General features: G+C 68.3%; 25 protein-coding genes, 1 tRNA gene and 1 pseudogene. 11 read left to right on the top strand and 16 right to left on the bottom strand.

The features are described 5' to 3' along the window. The first annotated feature begins 10 nt into the window (after positions 1–10). Both V5F63_RS21145 and V5F63_RS21140 read left to right on the top strand, forming a co-directional pair. Positions 11–214, top strand: coding sequence for a hypothetical protein (locus tag V5F63_RS21145; protein WP_024280859.1), 204 nt, complete (start codon positions 11–13; stop codon positions 212–214). 253 nt (positions 215–467) lie between these two features. After that, positions 468–1,442 (top strand): magnesium transporter CorA family protein, encoded by a 975-nt coding sequence (locus V5F63_RS21140; RefSeq protein ID WP_394101186.1) that lies wholly within the window; start codon positions 468–470, stop codon positions 1,440–1,442. Positions 1,443–1,463: 21 nt separating this feature from the next. Here V5F63_RS21140 and V5F63_RS21135 read toward each other — a convergent pair whose 3' ends face one another. Together V5F63_RS21135 and pdxH are read right to left on the bottom strand one after the other, a co-directional pair. Then, positions 1,464–2,213, bottom strand: coding sequence for an SDR family NAD(P)-dependent oxidoreductase (locus V5F63_RS21135; RefSeq protein WP_394101187.1), 750 nt, complete (start codon positions 2,211–2,213; stop codon positions 1,464–1,466). A gap of 78 nt (positions 2,214–2,291) precedes the next feature. Further along, a complete protein-coding gene (gene pdxH, locus V5F63_RS21130; protein ID WP_394028734.1) occupies positions 2,292–2,915 on the bottom strand; it encodes a pyridoxamine 5'-phosphate oxidase in 624 nt (207 codons plus the stop codon). Between the two features lie 114 nt (positions 2,916–3,029). Here pdxH and V5F63_RS21125 point away from each other — a divergent pair, with 114 nt between their 5' ends. The 4 genes from V5F63_RS21125 (at position 3,030) to pap (ending at position 6,637) form a co-directional block, all read left to right on the top strand. Next, complete coding sequence (locus V5F63_RS21125; protein WP_394101188.1) at positions 3,030–3,437, top strand: RT0821/Lpp0805 family surface protein; 408 nt, start codon at positions 3,030–3,032, stop codon at positions 3,435–3,437. 141 nt (positions 3,438–3,578) lie between these two features. Next, positions 3,579–4,532 carry a DnaJ C-terminal domain-containing protein gene (locus V5F63_RS21120; RefSeq protein WP_394101189.1) on the top strand — a complete coding sequence of 318 codons (954 nt, stop codon included), beginning with the start codon at positions 3,579–3,581 and terminating at the stop codon, positions 4,530–4,532. A gap of 121 nt (positions 4,533–4,653) precedes the next feature. Next, positions 4,654–5,106 (top strand): MaoC family dehydratase, encoded by a 453-nt coding sequence (locus V5F63_RS21115; RefSeq protein ID WP_029555753.1) that lies wholly within the window; start codon positions 4,654–4,656, stop codon positions 5,104–5,106. Between the two features lie 43 nt (positions 5,107–5,149). Beyond that, positions 5,150–6,637, top strand: coding sequence for a polyphosphate:AMP phosphotransferase (gene pap / locus V5F63_RS21110; RefSeq protein WP_394101190.1), 1,488 nt, complete (start codon positions 5,150–5,152; stop codon positions 6,635–6,637). Here the strand turns inward: pap and V5F63_RS21105 are convergent. Both V5F63_RS21105 and V5F63_RS21100 read right to left on the bottom strand, forming a co-directional pair. After that, positions 6,634–7,638 carry an MBL fold metallo-hydrolase gene (locus V5F63_RS21105; RefSeq protein WP_394101191.1) on the bottom strand — a complete coding sequence of 335 codons (1,005 nt, stop codon included), beginning with the start codon at positions 7,636–7,638 and terminating at the stop codon, positions 6,634–6,636. The two genes, pap and V5F63_RS21105, sit on opposite strands and share 4 nt — an antisense overlap. Before the next feature lie 61 nt (positions 7,639–7,699). Then, positions 7,700–8,074: a winged helix-turn-helix transcriptional regulator gene (locus tag V5F63_RS21100; protein WP_245327242.1), complete on the bottom strand. Its 375-nt coding sequence runs from the start codon at positions 8,072–8,074 to the stop codon at positions 7,700–7,702. Between the two features lie 178 nt (positions 8,075–8,252). On the opposite strand from V5F63_RS21100, the gene V5F63_RS21095 reads away from it, so the two are divergent. Then, entirely contained in the window at positions 8,253–9,269 is a 1,017-nt protein-coding gene (locus tag V5F63_RS21095) for a zinc-binding alcohol dehydrogenase family protein (protein ID WP_394101192.1), read from the top strand. A gap of 33 nt (positions 9,270–9,302) precedes the next feature. Here the strand turns inward: V5F63_RS21095 and V5F63_RS21090 are convergent. After that, positions 9,303–9,377 (bottom strand) — tRNA-Gln (locus V5F63_RS21090). A 263-nt stretch (positions 9,378–9,640) separates the two neighbouring features. Here V5F63_RS21090 and V5F63_RS21085 point away from each other — a divergent pair. Further along, complete coding sequence (locus tag V5F63_RS21085; RefSeq protein ID WP_209485379.1) at positions 9,641–10,018, top strand: hypothetical protein; 378 nt, start codon at positions 9,641–9,643, stop codon at positions 10,016–10,018. A gap of 92 nt (positions 10,019–10,110) precedes the next feature. On the opposite strand, the gene V5F63_RS21080 is transcribed toward V5F63_RS21085, so the two are convergent. From V5F63_RS21080 to meaB, 5 genes are all read right to left on the bottom strand, one after another. Beyond that, on the bottom strand, positions 10,111–10,893 hold the full coding sequence (locus V5F63_RS21080) for an enoyl-CoA hydratase-related protein (protein ID WP_394101193.1): 783 nt from the start codon (positions 10,891–10,893) through the stop codon (positions 10,111–10,113). A gap of 460 nt (positions 10,894–11,353) precedes the next feature. After that, positions 11,354–12,169: a TIGR02186 family protein gene (locus tag V5F63_RS21075; RefSeq protein ID WP_394101194.1), complete on the bottom strand. Its 816-nt coding sequence runs from the start codon at positions 12,167–12,169 to the stop codon at positions 11,354–11,356. Beyond that, positions 12,166–13,092 (bottom strand): sulfite exporter TauE/SafE family protein, encoded by a 927-nt coding sequence (locus tag V5F63_RS21070; protein ID WP_394101195.1) that lies wholly within the window; start codon positions 13,090–13,092, stop codon positions 12,166–12,168. The genes V5F63_RS21075 and V5F63_RS21070 overlap by 4 nt, the downstream gene beginning before the upstream one ends. A gap of 68 nt (positions 13,093–13,160) precedes the next feature. Then, the gene (locus tag V5F63_RS21065) at positions 13,161–13,805 is read right to left on the bottom strand and encodes a pyroglutamyl-peptidase I (RefSeq protein ID WP_394028724.1); all 645 of its coding nucleotides are present in this window, start codon (positions 13,803–13,805) and stop codon (positions 13,161–13,163) included. Between the two features lie 4 nt (positions 13,806–13,809). Beyond that, positions 13,810–14,796, bottom strand: coding sequence for a methylmalonyl Co-A mutase-associated GTPase MeaB (gene meaB / locus V5F63_RS21060; RefSeq protein ID WP_209485370.1), 987 nt, complete (start codon positions 14,794–14,796; stop codon positions 13,810–13,812). Positions 14,797–14,888: 92 nt separating this feature from the next. Here meaB and V5F63_RS21055 point away from each other — a divergent pair, with 92 nt between their 5' ends. Beyond that, positions 14,889–15,095, top strand: coding sequence for a CsbD family protein (locus tag V5F63_RS21055; RefSeq protein ID WP_209485369.1), 207 nt, complete (start codon positions 14,889–14,891; stop codon positions 15,093–15,095). A gap of 79 nt (positions 15,096–15,174) precedes the next feature. Here the strand turns inward: V5F63_RS21055 and folK are convergent, their stop codons facing one another. The 4 genes from folK to V5F63_RS21035 all read right to left on the bottom strand — a co-directional run bounded on the left by folK (position 15,175) and on the right by V5F63_RS21035 (position 17,725). Then, positions 15,175–15,657, bottom strand: a complete 483-nt coding sequence (folK, locus tag V5F63_RS21050) for a 2-amino-4-hydroxy-6-hydroxymethyldihydropteridine diphosphokinase (protein WP_394101196.1) — start codon at positions 15,655–15,657, stop codon at positions 15,175–15,177. Continuing rightward, the gene (gene folP / locus V5F63_RS21045) at positions 15,654–16,490 is read right to left on the bottom strand and encodes a dihydropteroate synthase (protein WP_394101197.1); all 837 of its coding nucleotides are present in this window, start codon (positions 16,488–16,490) and stop codon (positions 15,654–15,656) included. The genes folK and folP overlap by 4 nt, the downstream gene beginning before the upstream one ends. 113 nt (positions 16,491–16,603) lie before the next feature. Next, a complete protein-coding gene (gene msrA, locus V5F63_RS21040; protein ID WP_394101198.1) occupies positions 16,604–17,260 on the bottom strand; it encodes a peptide-methionine (S)-S-oxide reductase MsrA in 657 nt (218 codons plus the stop codon). A gap of 150 nt (positions 17,261–17,410) precedes the next feature. Next, complete coding sequence (locus V5F63_RS21035) at positions 17,411–17,725, bottom strand: hypothetical protein (RefSeq protein ID WP_209485361.1); 315 nt, start codon at positions 17,723–17,725, stop codon at positions 17,411–17,413. 228 nt (positions 17,726–17,953) lie between these two features. On the opposite strand from V5F63_RS21035, the pseudogene V5F63_RS21030 reads away from it, so the two are divergent. Further along, positions 17,954–18,375 (top strand): annotated as a pseudogene (locus tag V5F63_RS21030) (LLM class flavin-dependent oxidoreductase); the annotation flags it as partial. Between the two features lie 111 nt (positions 18,376–18,486). Continuing rightward, positions 18,487–19,308, top strand: a complete 822-nt coding sequence (locus V5F63_RS21025; protein ID WP_394101199.1) for an ABC transporter ATP-binding protein — start codon at positions 18,487–18,489, stop codon at positions 19,306–19,308. A gap of 87 nt (positions 19,309–19,395) precedes the next feature. On the opposite strand, the gene V5F63_RS21020 is transcribed toward V5F63_RS21025, so the two are convergent. Together V5F63_RS21020 and V5F63_RS21015 are read right to left on the bottom strand one after the other, a co-directional pair. Then, positions 19,396–19,773 carry a hypothetical protein gene (locus V5F63_RS21020; protein WP_209485359.1) on the bottom strand — a complete coding sequence of 126 codons (378 nt, stop codon included), beginning with the start codon at positions 19,771–19,773 and terminating at the stop codon, positions 19,396–19,398. A 60-nt stretch (positions 19,774–19,833) separates the two neighbouring features. Continuing rightward, positions 19,834–20,511 carry a flavin reductase family protein gene (locus tag V5F63_RS21015; protein WP_394101200.1) on the bottom strand — a complete coding sequence of 226 codons (678 nt, stop codon included), beginning with the start codon at positions 20,509–20,511 and terminating at the stop codon, positions 19,834–19,836. Between the last annotated feature and the right edge of the window lie 33 nt (positions 20,512–20,544).

Raw genomic sequence — 20,544 nt, 5'->3', positions numbered from 1 at the left:
GAGTTGGGACATGTCTACCGGACACCAAGGGCTCAGCCCCCGGGAGGAATCGGATCTGAAGCGTACGGCGCAGAGCCAGCAGTGGCGCGACATCGGCATCTCCGCCGTTGCCGCCGCCGCCCAGCAGGCGAGCGACAAGAAGGCGGTCGAGGCCAAGGCGGCCCAGGCCAACAAGGTGGTCACCCTCAAGGACATCGACTTCCTCGCCGCCTGAGCGGGGACGATGGCGCTCCTCGGGACCGGCGCGGGGGCCGGCCGGGGGTGATGACAGCGCGCTGGCGCGGGCGCCGCGCGCTCGCTGGCCTCGATTTCAGAAACGGGCCGGAACGGACGGACTGGCGGCGACGATGGATTGCCGCCGGACGAGGGATGCTCATGGCAGGTGATGGGAACGCAAGCCGCCAAGGCGCGCTGTTCCCACGCGCTCGGCGGCGGGCTAGAAGGTCCGGCCGATCGGGGACCGCAGCATGATCATCGCCTATCTCGCCAGACAAGGAAGCCTTGAGGCGGTGCCCGTCGTGGACGGGGCCATCCCCGAAGCCGCGATCTGGATCGATCTCGTATCCCCTACAGAAGAGGACGACGCCCGGGCCGAGGTGTTTGCCGGTATCTCTGTCCCCACCCGCGAGGAGATGGGCGAGATCGAGCAGTCGAGCCGCCTCTATGTGGAGGGCGGCGCACGCTACATGACGGCCACCATCCTCTGCGGCGCCGACACCGAGACGCCGGTGATGCTGGCTGTCACCTACATCCTCACCCGCGGTCGTCTCATCACTGTGCGCTATGGCGAGCCGCGCGCCTTCCCGTCCGTTGCGACCAGGCTCGGGAAGTCCTGCCCGGACACCCTCAAGGGCGAGGATGTTCTGATCGAGCTGCTGGAAGCCGTGGTGGACCGGTCCGCCGACGTGCTGGAGCAGATCGGCGCGGACGTCGAGCGCATCTCGCGGCGGATTTTCGACCGATCCGGCAGCCGCGAGAATGCCAACCAGCGCTACCGCGCCATTCTCTCCCACATTGGCCGGAAGGAAGGGCTGGTGTCCTACGCTCGCGAGAGCCTCGCCTCGCTGCAGCGGCTCATCTCGTTCCTCGGCGCGGACACCGACGGCTCGACCATCGCCAAGGACGGGAAGGCCAACATCAAGTCCATGAGCCGGGACGTGGCCGGCCTTTCCGACTACGCCAACTTCCTCGGCGACAAGCTGCAGTTCCTGCTCGATGCCACCATCGGCATGGTGAGCCTCGAGCAGAACAACATCATCAAGATCTTCGCCGTGCTCTCGGTGGTGCTGATGCCGCCGACGCTCATCGCCTCCATCTACGGCATGAACTTCCAGCACATGCCCGAGCTGAACTGGACCTATGCCTATCCGGCAGCCCTCGTCGCGATGGTGATCTCGGGCATCCTGCCCTACGTCTTCTTCAAGTGGCGCGGCTGGCTCTAACGCCAAGAATGAGCCGCCCGCTCAGACGTGCTGGCCGCCGTTGATGTGGATCTCGGCGCCGTTCAGGTACGAAGAGGTGTCCGTGCACAGCACGTAGATGATCTTTGCCACCTCGTCCGGCGTGCCGAGGCGCTGCATGGGAATCTGCGCGACGATCTTGTCGGTGCCCGGCGAGAGGATGGCGGTGTCGATCTCTCCTGGCGCGATGGCGTTGACGCGGATGCCCCTGCGACCGAAGTCGGAGGCCATCTCCCGCGTCAGCGAGGCGAGCGCCGCCTTGGAGGTGGCATAGGCGGCCCCCGCGAAGGGATGCACCCGCGAGCCGGCGATGGAGGTCACGTTCACCACAGAGCCCTGCGCCTTTTCCAGCTCCGCCGAAAGGCCGCGGGCGAGGATGATGGGGGCGAAGAAATTCACCTGAAACACGTCCACCCAGGTCTCAAGGTCGGTGTCCAGCGTGCCGAGGCGCGCGCCGCCTTCGCCCTTGGGCGATATGGCTGCGTTGTTGACGAGCGCGTCGAGCTTGCCTTCCGGCAGGCGGCTCTTGACCTCGGCGATGGCTGCCTTCGTGCTCGCAGGGCTCGAAAGGTCCACCTGCAGATGATCCTCCGGGCCGGCGCCCCAGGGGCACTTCTCGGGAAAGGCATGGCGCGAGCAGGAGATGACGCGCCAGCCGGCGGCGGAGAAACGCTTCACCGTGGCGTGGCCGATGCCGCGCGAAGCTCCGGTGAGGAGCATGATGCGCGGGCGATCTTCGGATTGGGGGGTCATGATGCAAGCCTCGGCCACAGCGGGCGACCTCATGCAGCACCCGCCCGTCTCCGGGTCAAGCCCGGCCGGCCTTTCCGGTCAGGGATAGAGCCGCGTCTTCGTCCACGCCTCGCCCTCGCCGGCGCGGCGGAACACCACGCGGTCGTGCAGGCGGAACGGCCGGTCGTGCCAGAATTCGATCGCCGTGGGCAGGATGCGGAATCCGGTCCAGTGGGGTGGGCGCGGCACGCTGCCGAGGGCATATTTCGCGGTGGTCGTCGCGACCGCCGCTTCCAGCGCGAAGCGGCCCTCCAGCGGGCGTGACTGGGTCGAGGCCCAGGCGCCGATCTGCGATAGGCGGGGGCGGGTGGCGAAATAGGCATCGGCCTCCGCGTCGCTCACCTGCTCCACCGGCCCGCGCACCCGCACCTGCCGGCGCAGGGACTTCCAGTGGAAGACCAATGCGGCCTTGGGGATGGCGGCCAGCTCCCGGCCCTTGGCGCTGCCGGTGTTGGTGAAGAAGACGAAGCCGCGCTCGTCCAGCCCCTTCAGCAGCACCATGCGGGCGTCGGGAAGCCCATCCTCGTCCACGGTCGCCAGCGTCATGGCGTTCGGGTCATTGGGCTCGGACTTGCCGGCCTCCTCCAGCCACGCGCCGAAAAGACGGAAGGGCTCGGAAGATTCGGTGAAATCACCGGATGTTAAGGGATCTCGGGGTTCCATGGTCTCGCTCGCCGTCATGTGGAGCCCCTCGTGCCTCATCGTTCGCGCGCCTCTCGGGGCGGCTTCATCGTTCTATATAGAAGTGTCGGGCGCCCGCGCGAAGGGCTGACGGCCGTGGCTGGAGCGTGTCTTCTGGCCGCGCTCCTTTCCGGCTGCGCCAGCGTGCCGTTCCATGATGACGATTCGCTCGTCACCGGCTCCATCAAGGCAACGCCGGCCTCCCTGCCGGTGCCGGATGGGCCGGCGCCCAAGGGTATCGCGCCCGGCGACTGGACGCAGGCGAAGCTCGCGCTCGACCAGGCGCTGGCCGCCCGTGATGGCGACGTATCGGTCCCGTGGGACAATCCGGAGACGGGCGCTCGCGGCACCGCGACCCCGGTCGGCCCGACCCAGGCCGGCTGCCGCGCCTTCATGATCTCGCTGGTGGATGGCAAGACCCCCGACCGCTGGGTTCAGGGCGAGGCTTGCAAGAGCCGTGGCGGCACGGTGCTGAACCAGGTGCGCCTGCTCGGGCGCGCCTGAGCCTTCTGCGCAGGGCACGCAGAAGGAGCATGGCGCACAAAAGCGCAGAGGCTTTGAGCGCTACCGTTGCATTTTTTGCGCCGCGAACCACATGTTCGCTGCGGCTGGCCGCCTGAGTGCCGGCCGCAGAGGTGACTATTCATGCGTGATCCCTACGACGTCCTCGGTGTTTCCAAGACCGCCGACGAGGCAGAGATCAAGCGCGCCTATCGCAAGCTCGCGAAGAAGCTCCACCCGGACGCCAATGCGTCCGATCCCAAGGCCCAGGACCGCTTCGCCGAGCTGAACACGGCGCACGAGATTCTCTCCGACAAGGAGAAGCGCGGCCAGTTCGACCGCGGCGAGATCGACGCCGAGGGCAAGCCGCGCGCACCGGAATTTTCCGGCTTCGGCGGTGGCGGTCCCCGGCGCGGCCCCGGCGGGTTCTCCGGCTTCGACGGCGATACGATTTTCGAGAGTTTCTCCTTCGGCCCCGAGGGCACGCGGCGCACGTCGTCGCGTGGCGGTGGCGGTGGGTTCGAGGACATTGGCGACATCTTCGGCTTCGGCCGCCAGCGCCGCTCGGCGGGCGGCGGCTTTGCGCCTCAGCCAGGCGCCGACATGGAAATCACGCTCCCCGTTTCCTTCGAGGAGGCGACTCAGGGGGCGTCGAAGCGTGTCGGCCTGCCCAATGGCAAGCAGATCGACATCAAGATCGCGCCCGGCACCCGCGAGGGGCACCGCATGCGCCTCAAGGGGCAGGGCGAGCCAAGCCCCATGGGCGGGCCGGCGGGCGATGCCTATGTGACCATCTCCTACGCCACGCATCCCGTGTTCGAGCGGGACGGCGACGATCTGCGCCAGTCGCTGGACGTGCCGCTTGCCGACGCGGTGCTCGGGGCCAAGGTGCGCGTGCCCACGCTGACCGGCGCGGTGGAGCTCGCCATTCCGGCCTGGACCTCCGGCGGGCGCACCTTCCGCCTGCGCGGCAAGGGCCTGCCCAATGCGACAGGCGGCCACGGCGACCTGCTGGCGCGGGTGAATGTGGTGCTGCCGGCGGAAAAGAACGCGGAGCTGGAAGAGCTGATGCGCAAGCTCAAGGGGGAGGCGGCCTGACGCCGCCTCTGTCCGTGTCCGCCGCCCCTGCGACGTTCCGGCTTACCATTTCGGCCGACTTCCCACCCTCGCGGCTGGCTTCTAGAGTGCGCGCCCCGACAAGCATAATGGAAGCGCGCCCATGTTCCTCGAATTGCAGAACCTCTTTTTTGAAGACCTGACGGTGGGCCGCATCGAGCGCATGTCGAAGACGGTCTCCTCGTCCGACATCGTGGGCTTCGCCGAACTCACCGGCGACCGCAATCCCATCCACCTGTCCCAGCATTTCGCCGCGCGCACGCCCTTCGGTGGCCGCATCGCTCATGGCCTCTATACCGCGAGCCTGATCTCCGCCGTGCTCGGCACCCGCCTGCCCGGCCCGGGCGCGGTCTACATCTCCCAGACGCTGAACTTCAGGGCTCCCGTGCGCATCGACGACACGGTGGAGGTGGAGGTGCGCGTGGTGGAATTGATCCCCGAGCGCTTCCGCGCCCGCCTCTCCTGCATCTGCACGGTGAAGGGCGAGGTGGTGCTGGATGGCGAGGCGTGGGTGAAGGTGCCCTCCGCCGCCACCCAGAAGGTTGCATCGGCCTGACGGCTCGTACAGGCTGCCTCCCCCCGACCGGAGGAGAGGCGGCATGTTCGAATCCGCGACGTTCGCGCACCATCTCGACAAGGCCGCCTTCAAGGCGATGGAGCCCAGCCTGCGCGAGGATCTGCTCACCGCGCAGTTCCAGCTCATCGAGCAGAAGCGGCGCAGCCTCATCGTCCTGATCCACGGGCCGGACGGCGCCGGCAAGGGGGCGGTGCTGAACCGTCTCTACGGCTGGCTGGACGTGCGCAAGCTGCAGACGCTCACCTTCGACATGCCCTGCGCGCCGGAGGACCGTCCGGCCATGTGGAAATACTGGCGCGAGCTGCCGCCCTTCGGCCAGATCGGCATCATGCTGGGCTCCTGGTATCACGCCCCTTTGTGCCGGCGGGCGCTCGGCGAGATGAAGCGCGCCGACTTCATGGCCGCGCTGGACGAGATCGAGCGGTTCGAGGCCATGCTTCATGCGGAGGGGGTGAGCCTTCTCAAGATCTGGCTCTACCTCGACGAGGCGGAGGCGCGCGCGCGCCTCAAGGGCGTGTCCAGGGGCGAGTGGCAACGCCCGGTCGTGCGCGAGTGGGAGGAATTGAAGGAAGCTGGCCCGCGCAAGCGTCTGCTCGCGATCTCCGAGGACGCCGCCCGCGCCACCTCCACCGAGACCTCGCCCTGGCACGTTGTGCCGGCCGCCGACGAGGAGTATCGCGACGCCATGGCCGGTAGCTTGCTGCTGGAGAAACTGAGGTCCATGGTGTCGGAGCCCGAGCCGGCCCCGCAGCCCCTCGCGCCCAATCCCACGCGGCTGCCGCCGGCGCTGCCGACCTTCTCCATCCTCTCGACGCTCGACCTGTCCAAATCCCTCGACGAAGACGCGTACGACCGCCAGCTGGCGCAGGAGCAGAGCCGCATCACCCGCCTCACCAACTCCCGCCGCTTCGCCGAGGCCGGGCTGGTGGTGGCGTTCGAGGGCTCGGACGCGGCGGGCAAGAGCTCCACCATCATGCGGCTGCGGCGGGCGCTCGATCCGCGGCGCTTCCGCGTGCATCCCATCGCCGCGCCGACCGACGAGGAGCGGGCGCGGCCCTATCTCTGGCGCTTCTGGCGGCACATTCCGGCGCACGGGCGCATCGTCATCTTCGACCGCTCCTGGTACGGCCGCGTGCTGGTGGAGCGGGTGGAGGGCCTGTGCGGTCCGGATGACTGGGGCCGGGCCTATGGCGAGATCAACGATTTCGAGGGTCAGCTCGCGGCGGCCAACTATGTGGTGGTGAAGTTCTGGCTCGCCATCAGCCAGGAGCAGCAGGCGCGCCGCTTCGAGGAGCGCGAGACGATCGCCTACAAGCGCTTCAAGCTCACCCCGGAGGACTGGCGCAACCGCGAGAAATGGCCGCTCTATGAGGCGGCGGTGACCGAGATGGTGGACCGCACCTCCACCCGCTTCGCCCCCTGGACGCTGGTGGAGGCGGAGGACAAGCGCTACGGCCGGGTCAAGGTGCTGAAGACCATCGCCGACCGGCTCGAGGAGGCCATTGGCTAGCCGGCCGCTTCCCACACTTGTCCCGGGTGGAGCGGCAGGAAGCGGTCTCTGGCGATGCCGGCGACGTCGAGCGCCGCGCTGAGCGCGCGCTTCGGCGCATCCTGGGCCTCGTCGGTGAGGCGGAACGTGCCCCAGTGGATGCCGAGGCCCTGGGTGGCGCCGGTGTCCTCCAGGATGCGCACCGCCTCTTCCGGGTTGGTGTGCTGCGGCTTCATGAACCAGCGCGGCTCGTAGGCGCCGATGGGGATCAGCGCCACCCGTGGCGCGCCGATGTCGCGCGCAACCGCCCGGAAGATCGCGCCGGTGCCGTAGCCGGTATCCCCGGCGAAGTAGATCAGCCCTTCCGGCGTCGCCAGCACGAAGCCGGCCCACAGGGCGAACCGCCGGTCCCGGACACCGCGCGCCGACCAGTGGTTGGCAGGATGCAGGATCGCTTCCACCCCCGCGCCGAGATCGAAGCGCGCGCCCCAGTCGCCGGTGGTGATGTCGAGGGCCTTGATCCGCGGGCGCAGGACCTTGTCGTTGCCGAGCGGCGTGAGCACGCGCGGGCGATGGGCGCGCTGGAGACGGCGCAGGGTCGCCAGATCCATGTGGTCGTAATGGTTGTGGCTGAGCAGCACCCAGTCGATCGGCGGAAGCGCCTCAAAGGCGATGCCCGGCGGGTTGTGCCGCTTCGGCCCCAGAAAGCCGAGCGGACTGGCGCGTTCCGACCACACCGGATCGGTGAGGATGTTCAGTCCTGCCACCTGGATCAGCACGCTGGCGTGCCCGACCATGGTGATTCGGATGCCGGATGCCACGCGGGGTGGCGGCGTCTCCTTCCGCGTCGGGAGCGGCGGCTCGGCCGGCCAGCCGGCAGGCTGGGGCGCCTGTCCGCGCTTGGCGCGGCGCCAGGCCAGGAGATCCTTCAGGCTCTTGTCAGTGGAAGGGTGATCGGGATTGAAGAAGCGCGTGCCGTCGAAATGATCCGACGGCGGGCCATGATGGTAAGGACGGGGCATGGCCCGACACTAGCTCAATTTCGCGCAGCCGGCGCGCGATGCTCAGCGGCCCTCTGCCGCGCTATTCCGCCGCCACCGCCTGCTCGGCATGGGGAAACGGGCAGGCTGCGCCCTGAAGATGGCCGCGCCCGAAATCGGCCAGCGCCCCGATGGCGCCCCGCAACGCCTCGCCCTTGCGGGTGAGCCGGTAGCCGACTTGCGGCGGCACGGTGGGATAGACCCGGCGCAGCACCAGCCCATCCGCCTCCAGCTCGCGCAGCGCCTTGGAGAGGATGCGCTGGGTGACGTTGGGCAGGCGGCGTCGCAATTCGGAAAAGCGCAATTCGCCATCCATGAGATGAAAGAGGGTCGCGCCCTTCCACTTGGCGCCGATCAGCGCCAGCGTCGCTTCCACGGGGCATCCCGTTCCCGGATGGGTCTCGTGGCGCCTTGCCAATGCTCGATCCTCCTCGTGTCGCGGCGGCGGTGAAGTATGGCGGACGCAGGTCGTTCGCGCCACATGGCGTATCATGGCTGATACCACCCCACCCGATTGTGCCGTCTTGCGCCGGGCGCCGGACGATCAAGATTAGGGGACGACGGCGCACCTCGCGCCAGCTTCGAGAGAGATCGTCATGAAGGCCATCGGCTACGTCGCTTCCCGTCCCGCCGACAGTGTGGACGCCCTGTTCGCCTTCGAGGTGCCGGACCCCGTGCCCGGTCCGCGCGACCTGCTGGTGCGGGTGAAGGCCATTTCCGTCAACCCTGTGGACACCAAGGTGCGCATGCGCCGCCAGGGCACGGATGAGACGCCCGTCATCCTCGGCTGGGACGCGGCCGGCGTGGTGGAGGCGGTGGGCGCGGACGCCGGGGCGTTCTGCGTGGGGGATGAGGTTTATTACGCCGGCAGCCTGACGCGACCCGGCACCAATGCCGAACTGCACCTCGTGGATGCCCGCATCGCCGCCCGCAAGCCACGCACGCTTTCCTTCGCCGAGGCGGCGGCCCTGCCGCTCACGGCGCTCACGGCCTATGAAGGACTGTTCGATCGCCTGCGCCTGCCGCGCGGCGTCGCCGACGACGGCACGGTCCTCCTGATCGTGGGCGCCGCCGGTGGCGTCGGCTCCATGGCGGTGCAGCTTGCGCGGCGGCTCGCCTCCGCCATCATCATCGGCACCGCCTCCCGGCCGGAAAGCGCCACCTGGGTGAAGGACCTCGGGGCCGACCATGTGATCGATCATACGAAGCCGTTGTCAGCTGAACTGAAGGCGCTCGGGCTCGCCGGCGCTCATCGCATCTTCAGCCTGACGGCGACACAGCAGCACTGGCCGGAGCTGGTGGAGGCGCTGGTGCCGCAGGGCACGGTGTGCGTCATCGACGATCCCTCGGGGCTGGATGCGAACCTGCTGAAGCTGAAGAGCGGTACGCTCGCGTGGGAGTTCATGTTCACGCGCTCCATGTTCGAGACGCCGGACATGGACGCCCAGCACCGCATCCTCTCGGAAGTCGCGGGACTGGTGGACGAAGGCCTCCTGCGCACCACCCTCGGCGCCCATTTCGGGGCCATTACCCCGGACAACCTCAGGCGCGCCCACCTCGCGTTGGAGAGCGGGCGGTCCATCGGCAAGATCGTGCTGGAGGGCTGGGCGTAGGGGATCGCCTTGGGGGCGTGGCGTGGCGTGGCGTGGCTGGGGCGCCTGGATTCGAACCAGGGAATGGGGGAATCAAAATCCCCTGCCTTACCACTTGGCTACGCCCCAACGCGGCGGCGGAACATATAGGCGTGGGGGGCTCCTGTCCACGGATCGGCGCGCGATTGACGATGTGGACGGATCGCGCCGGTGGAGGGGGCGGCCCGTGCGATGGCACGGCCGCCCGGCAACGCTGTGCCGGTCCGAAATTCCGTAACGTCATCAAGAGCTTGTGCCGCGATTCCGCCGTGGTCGCGTGGCGTGCTGAGGGGGTGTCCGGAACCGGACCGTGTGCCGCGCCGCTTTGCGCGGCCCTTTTGGAGGCCTGCACCATGCGTGCACGTACTGCCGTCCTTGCTCTGACGTTCGCCGCCGCCTTCGCGGTGCCTGCCCTCGCGCAGACGACGACGCCCCCCGCCACCACGACAAAGCCGGCCGCGACGACGCCCGCGCCTGCCACACCTGCACCTGCCACGACACCGCCCGCGACCACGGCGCCCGCCAAGCCACCGGCAGCCTCGACGGGCGCGACGAGCCCGGCCAAGCCCGGCGCGCCGCCCTCAGCGGCCGAGACGGCATTGCACCAGCGTCAGGCTGCGTGCGGGGCGGAATGGCGCGCGGCCAAGGCCGCCGGCAAGATTCCCGCCGGCCAGACGTGGCCAAAATACTGGAGTGCCTGCAATACCCGCCTGAAAGCCCAGGGCAAATGATGCGGGGAGGTGGCCGCAGCCGCGCCTGAGCTTTGCCCGATCCGGGCCAGAGCGCCCATTCACGCGACACCGCCGTCCGGGTGCGGTGTCGGTCAGGTCCCCGAAAAGCGAGGCGCCCGCTTCTCGGCGAAGGCGAGGCGGCCTTCGCGATAATCCGCGCTGGCGTTTGCGGAGGCAGTGGCGCGCTTGGCCTCGCCGGAGAGGGCCTGGCTGCCGCTCTCGGCCGCCCGGATGGCGAGTTTCGCGGCCTTGAGGGTCAGCGGCGCGTTCTCGGCGATGCGCAGGAGCGTGCGCTCGGCCAGCACCTCCACTTCGGCCGCCGGGGCGATCAGATCCACCGCGCCCATCGCGTGCGCCCGATCTGCCGGGAGGCGCTCGGCGGTGAAGAACAATTGCCGCGCGCCCTGACTGCCGAAGGCGCGGAGCACGCGGCCGAGCCCGCGCGGATCGTAGCCGAGCCCCAGCCGCGCGGCGGGGATGGCGAAGAATGCATCATCGCCCGCGATCCGCATGTCGCAGCTGGCCGCCAGCGCCGCCCCCGCCCCGACGCAGGCGCCGCGAATGAAGGCGAGCGTCGGGAAGGCCAGCCCCTCGATGGCGGAGCACGCCTGTTCCACAACATCGTCATAGCTCTGGGCGCCGGAGGCATCCGAGCGGGCGCTGTCGAAATCGGAAATGTCGGCACCGCCGGAGAAGGCGAGATCGCCGGCACCGCGCAGTACCGCGACGCGAATATCCGAACGGCCGCCGGCCTCCTGGGCGAAGACGGAGAGGGCGCGCCACATGGCGCTGGAAATGGCGTTGCGCCGCTCCGGATTGGTGAGCGTGAGACGGGCGATGCCGCCTTCGACGGTGATGGCGATGCTCCCGGCCAAGGTCGTCTCCCTGCTCCCGCCGGCGCTGCATGCAGGGCGCGGCTGCTTGCCACCCGGCGGTGGCCGGTGACTGGGACGTTCCTAGAGCACGGGGCGATCCCAATGCAACGCCGTCGGACGTTGGGAACGCGCGTGCCGAACGATGTCCGCTGCGGTTCCCTGCCGTCTGAAGCTGTTGAGGGTGCCGGGGCGGCGCGTGTGCGCCACCCCGTTCCCTACGGGCGCCGGTCAGGGCTTGGCACCCGGAGCAGATCCTGTGGCCGTGCACGGAGGCCGCAAAAACGGACAGGGTATCATGATAATCTGACAATCCTTGCCCTTGTGTGGACGCGGATTAAAGCAGATTCAAGGAAAAAATGAGGGGGTTCCTGCTGAATTCCAGCGTTGGTAACCGCTTCCGTCCTATCGATCTCTAGACAGGTTGTACGTCAAAGCGTTCCACACCGTCGCTCTGCTCAGGTCATTCCTTGCGGAACAAGATGTTGGCGATGAAGCCGACAATCAGACTGCCTAAGGCCACGGCCAGTCCATAAAGCAAGGCATCGTTCATGGCGAACTCTGCTACGCGTTGCTCAAAGCCGATTTTCTGCACGTCGAAGGTGGCCTGTTCCGTGGCGGCAACTAGACCGTTCCGCAGCAGCTTGACCTCGATCTGGTACGAACCGATGGGCGCTGCACCGGGGATGCGGACCTCCGCGCGAAACACCCGGGGGGCGAGGAAGGTGACGCCCTTCGCATTTTCCTCATAGAGCCCTTGGGCCGACTGCAGCCGAAGAAAAGCCGTGCGGAACGGGTCGGTCGGCACAACGTCGGCGAAATCGGCGCCCACGCGCTGGACAAAGATATTCCGCGTAAGGCCGATCTGCTCCCGCCGCAGGATCGCGAGGCTCGCCATCTCGTCGGTGGGCCGGTTGGAGAGGACGGTGAGAAAGGCGGGCACATCGATGAAGGTGCGGCTGTCGGTGTTGATCCACAGGCCCAGCACCTGCGCCTTGCGCCAGGTGGTGAAATCCTCCCGCGGGCCGCGCACGGTCACGACCACGTCGGGGGTGTCGTCGATGGGCGCGCCATCGGACGCCTCGGCAACGCCGAACACCACCAGTTCGGCGCCGGCGAAGCTCGAGGAGATGCTCACCTTGTGCTGCGATACCGACAGAACCAGCCGGTCGGCGCGGGCGGGCCCGGTAAAAAGGCCCGCCAGCAGGGCGAGGCCGGCGAGCGCGAGGCGGGGAAAGCGCGGGGTGGCCGCGCCAGCGCGGGGGCGGGCGGCGTTCATCGCACCGTCTCCACCACGGTAACGGCGAAGGTGTCGCCCGGTGCCGTCACCAGCTCGGCACCCACGCGCACCGCCACCGACAGCACCAGAAGGCCGAGCAGCAGCCGCAGGTTCTCCGCCTTCAGCGTCTGCCCCGTGCGGGCGCCGAACTGGGCGCCGACCGTGCCGCCGATCATCATCACCAGCGCCAGCACGGCATCCACGGTGCCGTTGGCGACCGCGTGCAGCACGGTTGCGGCCGCCATGGTGACGAGGGTGAGCACCAGCGACGTGCCGACCGATGTCTGGGTCGGCACCCGCAGCAGGTAGATCAGCGCCGGCACCAGGATGAAGCCGCCGCCCACGCCCAGCACTGCGCCGAGCAGGCCGATGACGTAGCCGATGGCCACCACCGGCAGGGCCGAGATGTAGATGCGCGAGCGGCGGAAGCGCATCTTCAGTGGCAGGCGCATGAGGGCGGGGCGGGTGCCCGGCCGGCGCACCGGGCGCGCCGCGCCGGATCGCGCCCTGACGATGGCCCGCACGCTCTCCACCAGCATCAGCAGGCCGATGCCGCCGAGCAGCAGCATGTAGGAGAGGCGGATGGTGAGATCCACCTGCCCGACGGAGCGCAGCCAGAGAAACAGCAGCACGCCGGACACTGTGCCGACGAGGCCGCCCGAGAGCAGCACCCACGCCAGCGTCGTATCCACCATGCCCCTGCGCCAGTAGGACAAGGCACCGGACAGGGAGGAGGCCGCCATGTAGGGCGAGACGCTGGCCACGGCCACCGCCGGCGGGACACCGGTGAAGATGAGGAGCGGCGTCATCAGGAAGCCGCCGCCGACGCCGAACATGCCGGAGATGAAGCCGACCGCGAGGCCCATCGCAAGGATCGTGAAGATGGCGACTGGCAGCTCGGCAATGGGCAGATAGATCGTCACGGGCCGGCTTTCGGTACGTGGGGATGGGCGAGCCTATAGCGGTTCGTCCCCGAAGGCGAAAGCTGTAGCTATCCCATCGACTTAAGGGCATAGGTCCCACGCCGCGCCTCGGCGGCGAGGGCGAGGAGGATGTGGGAGAGCCCGCGCCCCATTCGCGCCCGCGAGACGCCGGCCGGCCGGCCCTCCCGCCGCGGCAGGTGGACGAACAGCACCGGCCGCGGGCGCCCGCTTTCCCTTTCCGCCCAAGAGAGCGCGTGGAAATAGCTGGCATTGCACAGGTATCGCCCGGCATCGCGCGAGGGGCCGGCGGCGATGCCGGCGCGACGCAGCGCGTTGGCCAGCCGTTCGGCCGGGACGCCGGAGTGCAGGAGCGGTGGCCCGCCTGCCGAGAGGCGGCGCGCGGACGGGTGCTTGCGGGCGGCGTCCGGCGCGGCCCGTGCGGCGTTGACCGCCAGCATCTCGATGGAGAGGCTGCGGCGCCGGGCCGCGACCCCGAGGAGCAGCACCGCGTCGGGATCGAGCGCCTCAAGCCGGGCATCGAGGCGCGCCAGCGCATCCCAGCGCGTCGGCAGGATTTCCAGCGCGATCTCGATGTCCGACAGCGCAGGGCGTCGCAGGCGCAGCAGATCACCCGCCAAAAGCTGCGAGGGGTTTACCGGCACGCCGGGAAACGGGCCGAAGGCGCAGACGAGAATGCGCAACGGCCGGTTCATCGCGCTAAAGCCCGATGAGACTGGCGATCTCCGCCGCCGCGAGGGCGGGGGAGAGGGCGCCCTCGGCCACCTCGCGCTCCAGCGCTGGCAGGCGCGCCTTGACGCCGGCGTCGTGGGCGACCTTCTCGGCGAGCCGCTCGTTCAGCAGGGTCCACATCCAGCGCACCTGCTGGGCGCGGCGGGTGGCGGCGAAGGTGCCGGCCGCCTCGCATTTCTGCCGGTGCAGGACGACCTGCTCCCACACGCCCGGAATGCCGTCGCCGGTCAGAGCGGAGTAGGTGAGCACCGGCGGCGACCAGTGCGCCTCCCGTGCCCCGAGGAGGTGCAGTGCGGCACGATATTCGCCGGCGGCGGCGCGGGCACGGGCGATGTTGTCGCCGTCGGCCTTGTTCACGGCCACGATGTCGGCCAGCTCGAGAACGCCCTTCTTGATGCCCTGCAGTTCATCGCCGGCACCGGGCAGCATGAGCACGAGGAAGGTGTCGGTCAGGTCGGCCACCGCCGTCTCCGACTGGCCGACGCCCACCGTCTCCACCAGCACCACGTCGAATCCGGCCGCCTCGCACAGGAGCATGGTCTCGCGCGTCTTGGCCGCGATGCCGCCTAGCGTGCCGCCGGACGGGGAGGGGCGGATGAAGGCGGCGGGATCGATGGACAGCCGCGCCATGCGCGTCTTGTCGCCGAGGATGGAGCCGCCGGTTCGGGTGGAGGAGGGGTCGACGGCCAGCACCGCCACCTTGTGGCCAAGCCCTGTCAGATAGGTGCCGAGCGCGTCGATGGTTGTGGATTTGCCGACCCCCGGCACGCCGGTGATGCCGATGCGATAAGCGTTGCCGGTCTTCGGCAGCAGCGACTGGAGGAGGGCCTGGGCGCGGCGGCGGTGGTCCGCGCGACGCGATTCCACAAGTGTGATGGCCCGCGCCAGCGCGGCCCTCTCTCCCTTCGCGACGCCTGCGGCCAGCTTCTCGTCGTCGTGCACCGCGGCTGTCATCGTTCCTCCCTTGATATGCAAAACTTAGCGGAACTCCGGCTCAAGCGTGAACGTTCTTGTTGCATCTTTCCACTCACGCGGAGGACGAGCCGATGAATTGGGATCGCATCGAAGGCAATTGGAAGCAGTTCACGGGCAACCTGAAGACCCAGTGGGGCAAGCTCACCGACGACGACCTCACCGAGATCAACGGGAACCGCGAGGTTCTCGAAGGCAAGCTGCAGGAACGCTACGGCTATGCGAAGGACGAGGTGAAGCGCCAGGTCGATACCTGGTCCACCAACGTCCGGACCATGTGACGCCGAACAATCCTGCAAGGACGGCCCTTGCGCCAACGCCCCGCGCCTCCCGGCGCGGGGCTTTTTTGTATGGGTGGACCTACGTGCCGTGCCGCGTAATGCCACTCCGGTCCAGTTGGGCCAGCGCATCCGCTGCGCGTATGCCGCCCACCACGATGTCGGGCGCGATCTCGGTGAGCGGAACGAGCGCGAAGGCGCGTTCCATGAGCCGCGGATGGGGGATTTCGAGATCGTCGTCCCGGACGGTCTCGTCACCGAACAGCAGGATGTCGATATCGATGCGGCGCGGGCCGAACCGCACCTCGTTCGCGCGGTCACGGCCGAGCATGCGCTCGACCTCCAGCCCAAGCGCCAACAGGCTTTTCGGCCCTATGGGGCTGTCCACCTCCACCACCTGGTTGAGATAGGGCCCTTGCGGGACGGGTCCCCAAGGCGGCGTTTCGTAATATGAGGAGCTCCGGCGCAGGGTGAGCCCGGCGCGGCACAGGGTGGCGAGGGCCTGCGCCATGGTCTGTTCGCGATCGCCAAGGTTGGAGCCGAGGCAGAGATAGGCGGTCGTCACGAGGCGTCCCGGATCGCTTCGGCCACGCGGGCGGCCTGCACATGGGCGGCCACATCGTGCACGCGGATGATCTCCACCCCATCCATGATGGCGATGACGTTGGAGGCGATGGTGCCCGGCACCCGTTCCGCCGGCGTCGTCTGGATTACCTTGCCGATCAGGGACTTGCGCGAGGTGCCGAGGAGGATCGGAAGGCCCAGCACGCGCAATTCGGGCAGGCGGCGGATGGCAGCGAGGTTCTGCGGGAAGCTCTTGCCGAAGCCGATGCCGGGATCGAGCACGAGCTTCTCCCGCTTCACGCCGGCGCGGTCGGCGATTTCGAGCACGCGCTCGAAGAAGCCCAGCATATCGGTCACGATATCGAGGGTCTCATCCACCTCGGCGCGGTTGTGCATCACGACCGCCGCCGCATCGTGGTCGGCCACCACCTTCGCCATGTCGGGATCGCGGGTGAAGCCCCAGACATCGTTCACGATGCTGGCACCCGCCTCCAGCGCCCGGCGGGCAACCTCGGCCTTGTAGGTGTCCACAGAGACCGGAACGCCCATCTCCGCCACCAGCGCGGGGATGACCGGGGCGATGCGCGCCCACTCGTCTTCCGCCGCCACCGGTGTATGTCCCGGCCGCGTCGATTCGCCGCCCACGTCCAGCATGTCCGCGCCCTCCGCGACGAGCCGCCTGGCATTGGCCAGCGCATCGTCCGGCGCAGCGCTGCGGCCGCCGTCGGAGAAGGAATCGGGCGTCACATTGAGGATGCCCATGATGAGGGTGCGCGGCCCCAGGTGCAGGGCGTGACCGCGCGCGAGAAGGGATCGGGAAGGAGCAGCGGGCATGATGGGGACCAGATGAGAGGCGCCCACTCAAGCCCGCTGCGTGTCGATTTGGCAAGGCGGCGCGATGGCACCGCCGACTCTTGGATGACAGGCGCGTCAGCGCCGCTTCAGGTCTACTGCGCGGCGACGCCGGTGCCGATGGGGCAGGAGACGCCGGTGCCGCCGAGGCCGCAATAGCCGTTGGGGTTCTTCGCCAGATACTGCTGGTGATAGCCCTCGGCGAAATAGAACGGCCCGAGATCGGCGATTTCAGTGGTGATGGCGGGAAAGCCGCGCGCCTTCAGCGCCGGCCCATATGCCGCCTTCGCCGCCTCCGCCTCGGCCCGCTGCTCGGGGCTCGTGACGTAGATACCGGAGCGGTACTGAGTTCCTACATCATTGCCCTGGCGCATGCCCTGGGTGGGATCGTGGCTCTCGAAGAACAGCTTGAGCAGTTCGCCGTAGGACACAACCGCCGGGTCGTACACGACCAGCACCGCCTCGGTATGGCCGGTATTGCCGGAGCAGACCTCCTCATAGGTGGGGTTGGGCGTATGGCCGGCGACATAGCCGACCGACGTCGCCCAAACGCCGGGCTGCTGCCAGAACTTGCGCTCGGCGCCCCAGAAGCAGCCGAGGGCGAACACCGCGGTCTCGAAGCCCTGGGGGTACGGACCCTTGAGGGCGTGGCCATTGACGTAATGGACCTCGGCGGTGGGGATGGCACCGGCGCGGCCGGGGAGGGCATCGGCGGCGGTGGGCAGGTCGAGGGACTTCTTCAGCCAGAACATGGCGGGCTCCTCGTCTCGCGGCACACGGGCATCGGACCCTGCGGCCGCGCCATGGTTTTGGATGGGGCAGGCGGGAAACCCCGCTGGAACCCCAATATGGGGATGCGGCCGCGCTTGCGCGAGGGGGGGAGGGCTGCGGGGCGTGCGTGCTCAGCTGATCTCGAAGCGCGAGCGCTCGCGCACGCGGCCGAGGCCCATCAGCATGAGCCCCACGAGCATCAGAAGCGCGAAGGCCGGCATGGAGAGGAGCGGCAGCAGCACGCTGTTCCAAACCGCCGGCATCCCCGCCTTGGCGGAGGTCTCCGCCCGCTCCAGGCTGCCAGGAGACAACGCGAACCAGGCATCTCCAGCCGAGGTGAAGACGAGGCCGGCCGCCGCGATGGAGCGCGTGCCGTCCACGATGAGCGCGACAAAGCCGCCAGCCAGCAGCCAGAACCCGGTGAAGCGAAGCAGGAAACGGATCATGGGGCGGCGCGCGGCTCCTTGCGGCGAAGGCTCGACGGCTCTCATTTAGGCAGGATCGCGGGCAAATGCACGCCGGTACGTCGATGATCTCCGATCGCAAGCAAGGGGCAGATCCGACCCAGGGGCACGTGCAGCTATGCGCAGCTTTAGGAAACTTTGTCTATCAATATAATAAAATAGGCTGATCAAATAATGTACGCAAGCTCGATGGGAATAACGGAGTTCCCCATGAGCGCGTCCTTGTCTCCCGCCACCCCGCCGGACCTGTTCTGGTTCATCCCGACCCATGGGGACGGCTCTTATCTCGGCTCGGAGACCCAGCAGCGGCCGCCGGAATTCGCCTATTTCCGCGAGGTGGCGCAGGCGGTGGACCGGCTGGGCTTCAAGGGCGTGCTTCTCCCCACGGGCCAGAGCTGCGAAGATAGCTGGATCACCGCTGCGGGCCTTGCCACCGCCACAGAGCGCCTGAAACTCCTCGTGGCGCTGCGGCCAGGCGTCACTTCCCAGCCTTCGCGGCGCGGCAGGCGGCGGTGCTCGACCGGCTCAGCGACGGGCGGCTGCTGCTGAACGTGGTGGTGGGCGGCCATCCCGCCGAGCTGGGCGCGGACGGCATTTTCCTGGAGCACGCTCGTGCCGCTCGGCACGCTAAAGCTCGCTGATTTCATGAACCGCATCGGCGCCATCAAGGCGAAGCCGACGAGCTTCAAGGACTTCACCTTCGAGGACCTGCATTCCGCGTCGGGCAGCTGAGGGGGGATGCGATGACCATCCACGCCGTCGCTGCCGCCGCCATGCCGCCCGTCGCCCACATTGCGCCCCCCGTGCTGGAGGTGCGGGGCTTGACGCTCGACTATGTCGGGCAGGCCGGCCGGCACCGGGCGGTGGAGGATGTGAGCTTCACCGTCCACGCGCGCGAGCGTCTTGTGCTGATCGGGCCTTCGGGATGCGGCAAGTCGTCGATCCTCAAGGCGCTGGCAGGGTTCCTGAAGCCCGCCGCCGGCACGGTGAGCCTGCGCGGCAAGGCGGTGACCGGGCCGGGGCCGGATCGCCTCGTCGTATTCCAGGAATTCGACCAGTTGCTGCCGTGGAAGAGCATCACGGACAACGTGGCCTTCCCGCTGCGCGTCGCCCGCAAGGTGCCATTGAAGGAAGCCCGCGAGCGGGCGCGGGCGGCGCTCGCCAAGGTCGGTCGCGCCCGCGCCTTCGATGCCTATCCGCATACGCTCTCCGGCGGCATGAAGCAGCGCGCCGTCATCGCCCGTGCGCTCGCCGCCGAGCCGGACGTGCTGCTGATGGACGAGCCCTTCGCTGCCCTCGACGCCCTCACCCGGCGGACCCTTCAGGAGGATCTGCTGCGCCTCGCCGAGGAGCAGGGCTTCACCCTTGTCTTCGTCACCCACGCCATCGACGAGGCGGTGCTCATCGGCACGCGGCTGCATCTTCTGGCGGCCCATCCCGGCCGCACCGTGGCCAGCTTCGACACGTCGTCGCTGGGGCTTGCCGAGCGCGGCTCGCCGGCTTTCGAGGGGGTGGTGCGGGAGGTGAGCGACCTGCTCTTCGCCGATGGAGCCCGCCATGACTGACGTTCGGGGCAGGGGCCGAAGGCCGTGGAGATGAGCGGAGCACGGCGGGAGCCGGCGACGATGTCCGTTTCGTCACCGGCCCATGCTTCAATCGTAGGTGACGTCGTTGTCGTGCAGATAGACGTTGCTGGCCTTGCAGATGTCGATGCGGATCGGATCATCCTTCACTTCGCCGCCCGACTTCCCGCGCCAGCCCACACGCAGCGTTTGCTGGCAACGGCCGCTCGTCTTGGTGAAGACGAGGGCGGCGTTGTCGCCGGGGCCGACCGGCTCGCTCAGCCAGTTGGTGCTCCAGCCGGTCCCGTCATTTGTATAGAACCCGACGACAGTATTTGCCTCGGTCTCGTTATGGATAGTGAATTCGCCGCTCTTTCCGGTTTGAGCTGACGCAACGTCAATATAAGATACGCATGTAAAAAGCAGAAACACGGAACTGAATACGCTGATGTTCCTTCTTTTCCCCATTTGACCCCACTCCCCCATGTGAATTTACGCGCGGGACTGTCGCAAGGCTTTTGAAGAATATCAAGCCGACATCAGGTTGTGTTTCCGGCGTCTCGTGAAGTTAGTCGAGACCTGCGGCTTTGACGATCTGATCCGGAGCGTTGGTTGCGCCCGGAACGCGTTGACGAACACCAATTGGCATTTCTCCACCCGTGAACTGCCTGACAAGACCATGAGGCACGCCATGTCCGACATTGATCTCAGCCGGCAACCTGCCCTTTTCCGGGTGGCCCACGCCACGACCCGCACAGTGCCGGCACAGTGGCTTGCCACGAAAGCGGCGAGGGCATCGGCGAGCACCGGCGCGCCGGTGGAAAGGCGGGTCCAGTCGGCACCGTCATAGCGGGCCGGACCCTTGAGCCCGCCCTTGCCGGCGAAGCGGTCGGCCACCGGCTCGTGATGCGGCCGCAGCACGTTGATGGCGAAGGCGCGTTCCTTCAGCAGCGGCACGACCGAGGAGGTGGCGCGGTTGACGCAGATGAGGAGCGTCGGCGGCTCCACCGAAAGGGAGGTGACCGATGTCGCGGTGAGGCCGGTGCGCTCCTCGCCCTGGCCCACCGTGAGCACGCTGACGGCGCCCGCCAGCTTGCGCATGGCGCCCCGGAAGGCGCGCGGGGCAGCTGAAAGCTCGGGCGCGGGGGGCGGAACTGCCGTGACCTGGGCGGGCTGGCTGTGGGCGGCGGAGACGTGCGCGTTCATCGATCTGCCTTCTTTGAACATGCGGGACGGCAC

Source organism: Xanthobacter wiegelii (genome assembly GCF_043193855.2).
GTDB classification, from domain to species: Bacteria; Pseudomonadota; Alphaproteobacteria; order Rhizobiales; family Xanthobacteraceae; genus Xanthobacter; species Xanthobacter flavus_A.
The sequence above is the reverse complement of the archived record's forward strand: the minus strand, read 5'-3'. Positions and strand labels throughout refer to the sequence as shown.

What these genes read in the sequence shown, in the direction of transcription:
- V5F63_RS21015 (WP_394101200.1), bottom strand. Translation starts at nt 20,511, where the DNA reads ATGAACGCGCACGTCTCCGCCGCCCACAGCCAGCCCGCCCAGGTCACG.
- V5F63_RS21065 (WP_394028724.1), bottom strand. Translation starts at nt 13,805, where the DNA reads ATGAACCGGCCGTTGCGCATTCTCGTCTGCGCCTTCGGCCCGTTTCCC.
- meaB (WP_209485370.1), bottom strand. Translation starts at nt 14,796, where the DNA reads ATGACAGCCGCGGTGCACGACGACGAGAAGCTGGCCGCAGGCGTCGCG.
- V5F63_RS21075 (WP_394101194.1), bottom strand. Translation starts at nt 12,169, where the DNA reads ATGAACGCCGCCCGCCCCCGCGCTGGCGCGGCCACCCCGCGCTTTCCC.
- V5F63_RS21135 (WP_394101187.1), bottom strand. Translation starts at nt 2,213, where the DNA reads ATGACCCCCCAATCCGAAGATCGCCCGCGCATCATGCTCCTCACCGGA.
- V5F63_RS21035 (WP_209485361.1), bottom strand. Translation starts at nt 17,725, where the DNA reads ATGATCCGTTTCCTGCTTCGCTTCACCGGGTTCTGGCTGCTGGCTGGC.
- V5F63_RS21020 (WP_209485359.1), bottom strand. Translation starts at nt 19,773, where the DNA reads ATGGGGAAAAGAAGGAACATCAGCGTATTCAGTTCCGTGTTTCTGCTT.
- folP (WP_394101197.1), bottom strand. Translation starts at nt 16,490, where the DNA reads ATGCCCGCTGCTCCTTCCCGATCCCTTCTCGCGCGCGGTCACGCCCTG.
- V5F63_RS21025 (WP_394101199.1), top strand. Translation starts at nt 18,487, where the DNA reads ATGACCATCCACGCCGTCGCTGCCGCCGCCATGCCGCCCGTCGCCCAC.
- pdxH (WP_394028734.1), bottom strand. Translation starts at nt 2,915, where the DNA reads ATGGAACCCCGAGATCCCTTAACATCCGGTGATTTCACCGAATCTTCC.
- pap (WP_394101190.1), top strand. Translation starts at nt 5,150, where the DNA reads ATGTTCGAATCCGCGACGTTCGCGCACCATCTCGACAAGGCCGCCTTC.
- msrA (WP_394101198.1), bottom strand. Translation starts at nt 17,260, where the DNA reads ATGTTCTGGCTGAAGAAGTCCCTCGACCTGCCCACCGCCGCCGATGCC.
- V5F63_RS21055 (WP_209485369.1), top strand. Translation starts at nt 14,889, where the DNA reads ATGAATTGGGATCGCATCGAAGGCAATTGGAAGCAGTTCACGGGCAAC.
- V5F63_RS21085 (WP_209485379.1), top strand. Translation starts at nt 9,641, where the DNA reads ATGCGTGCACGTACTGCCGTCCTTGCTCTGACGTTCGCCGCCGCCTTC.
- V5F63_RS21105 (WP_394101191.1), bottom strand. Translation starts at nt 7,638, where the DNA reads ATGCCCCGTCCTTACCATCATGGCCCGCCGTCGGATCATTTCGACGGC.
- V5F63_RS21145 (WP_024280859.1), top strand. Translation starts at nt 11, where the DNA reads ATGTCTACCGGACACCAAGGGCTCAGCCCCCGGGAGGAATCGGATCTG.
- V5F63_RS21095 (WP_394101192.1), top strand. Translation starts at nt 8,253, where the DNA reads ATGAAGGCCATCGGCTACGTCGCTTCCCGTCCCGCCGACAGTGTGGAC.
- V5F63_RS21140 (WP_394101186.1), top strand. Translation starts at nt 468, where the DNA reads ATGATCATCGCCTATCTCGCCAGACAAGGAAGCCTTGAGGCGGTGCCC.
- V5F63_RS21115 (WP_029555753.1), top strand. Translation starts at nt 4,654, where the DNA reads ATGTTCCTCGAATTGCAGAACCTCTTTTTTGAAGACCTGACGGTGGGC.
- V5F63_RS21120 (WP_394101189.1), top strand. Translation starts at nt 3,579, where the DNA reads ATGCGTGATCCCTACGACGTCCTCGGTGTTTCCAAGACCGCCGACGAG.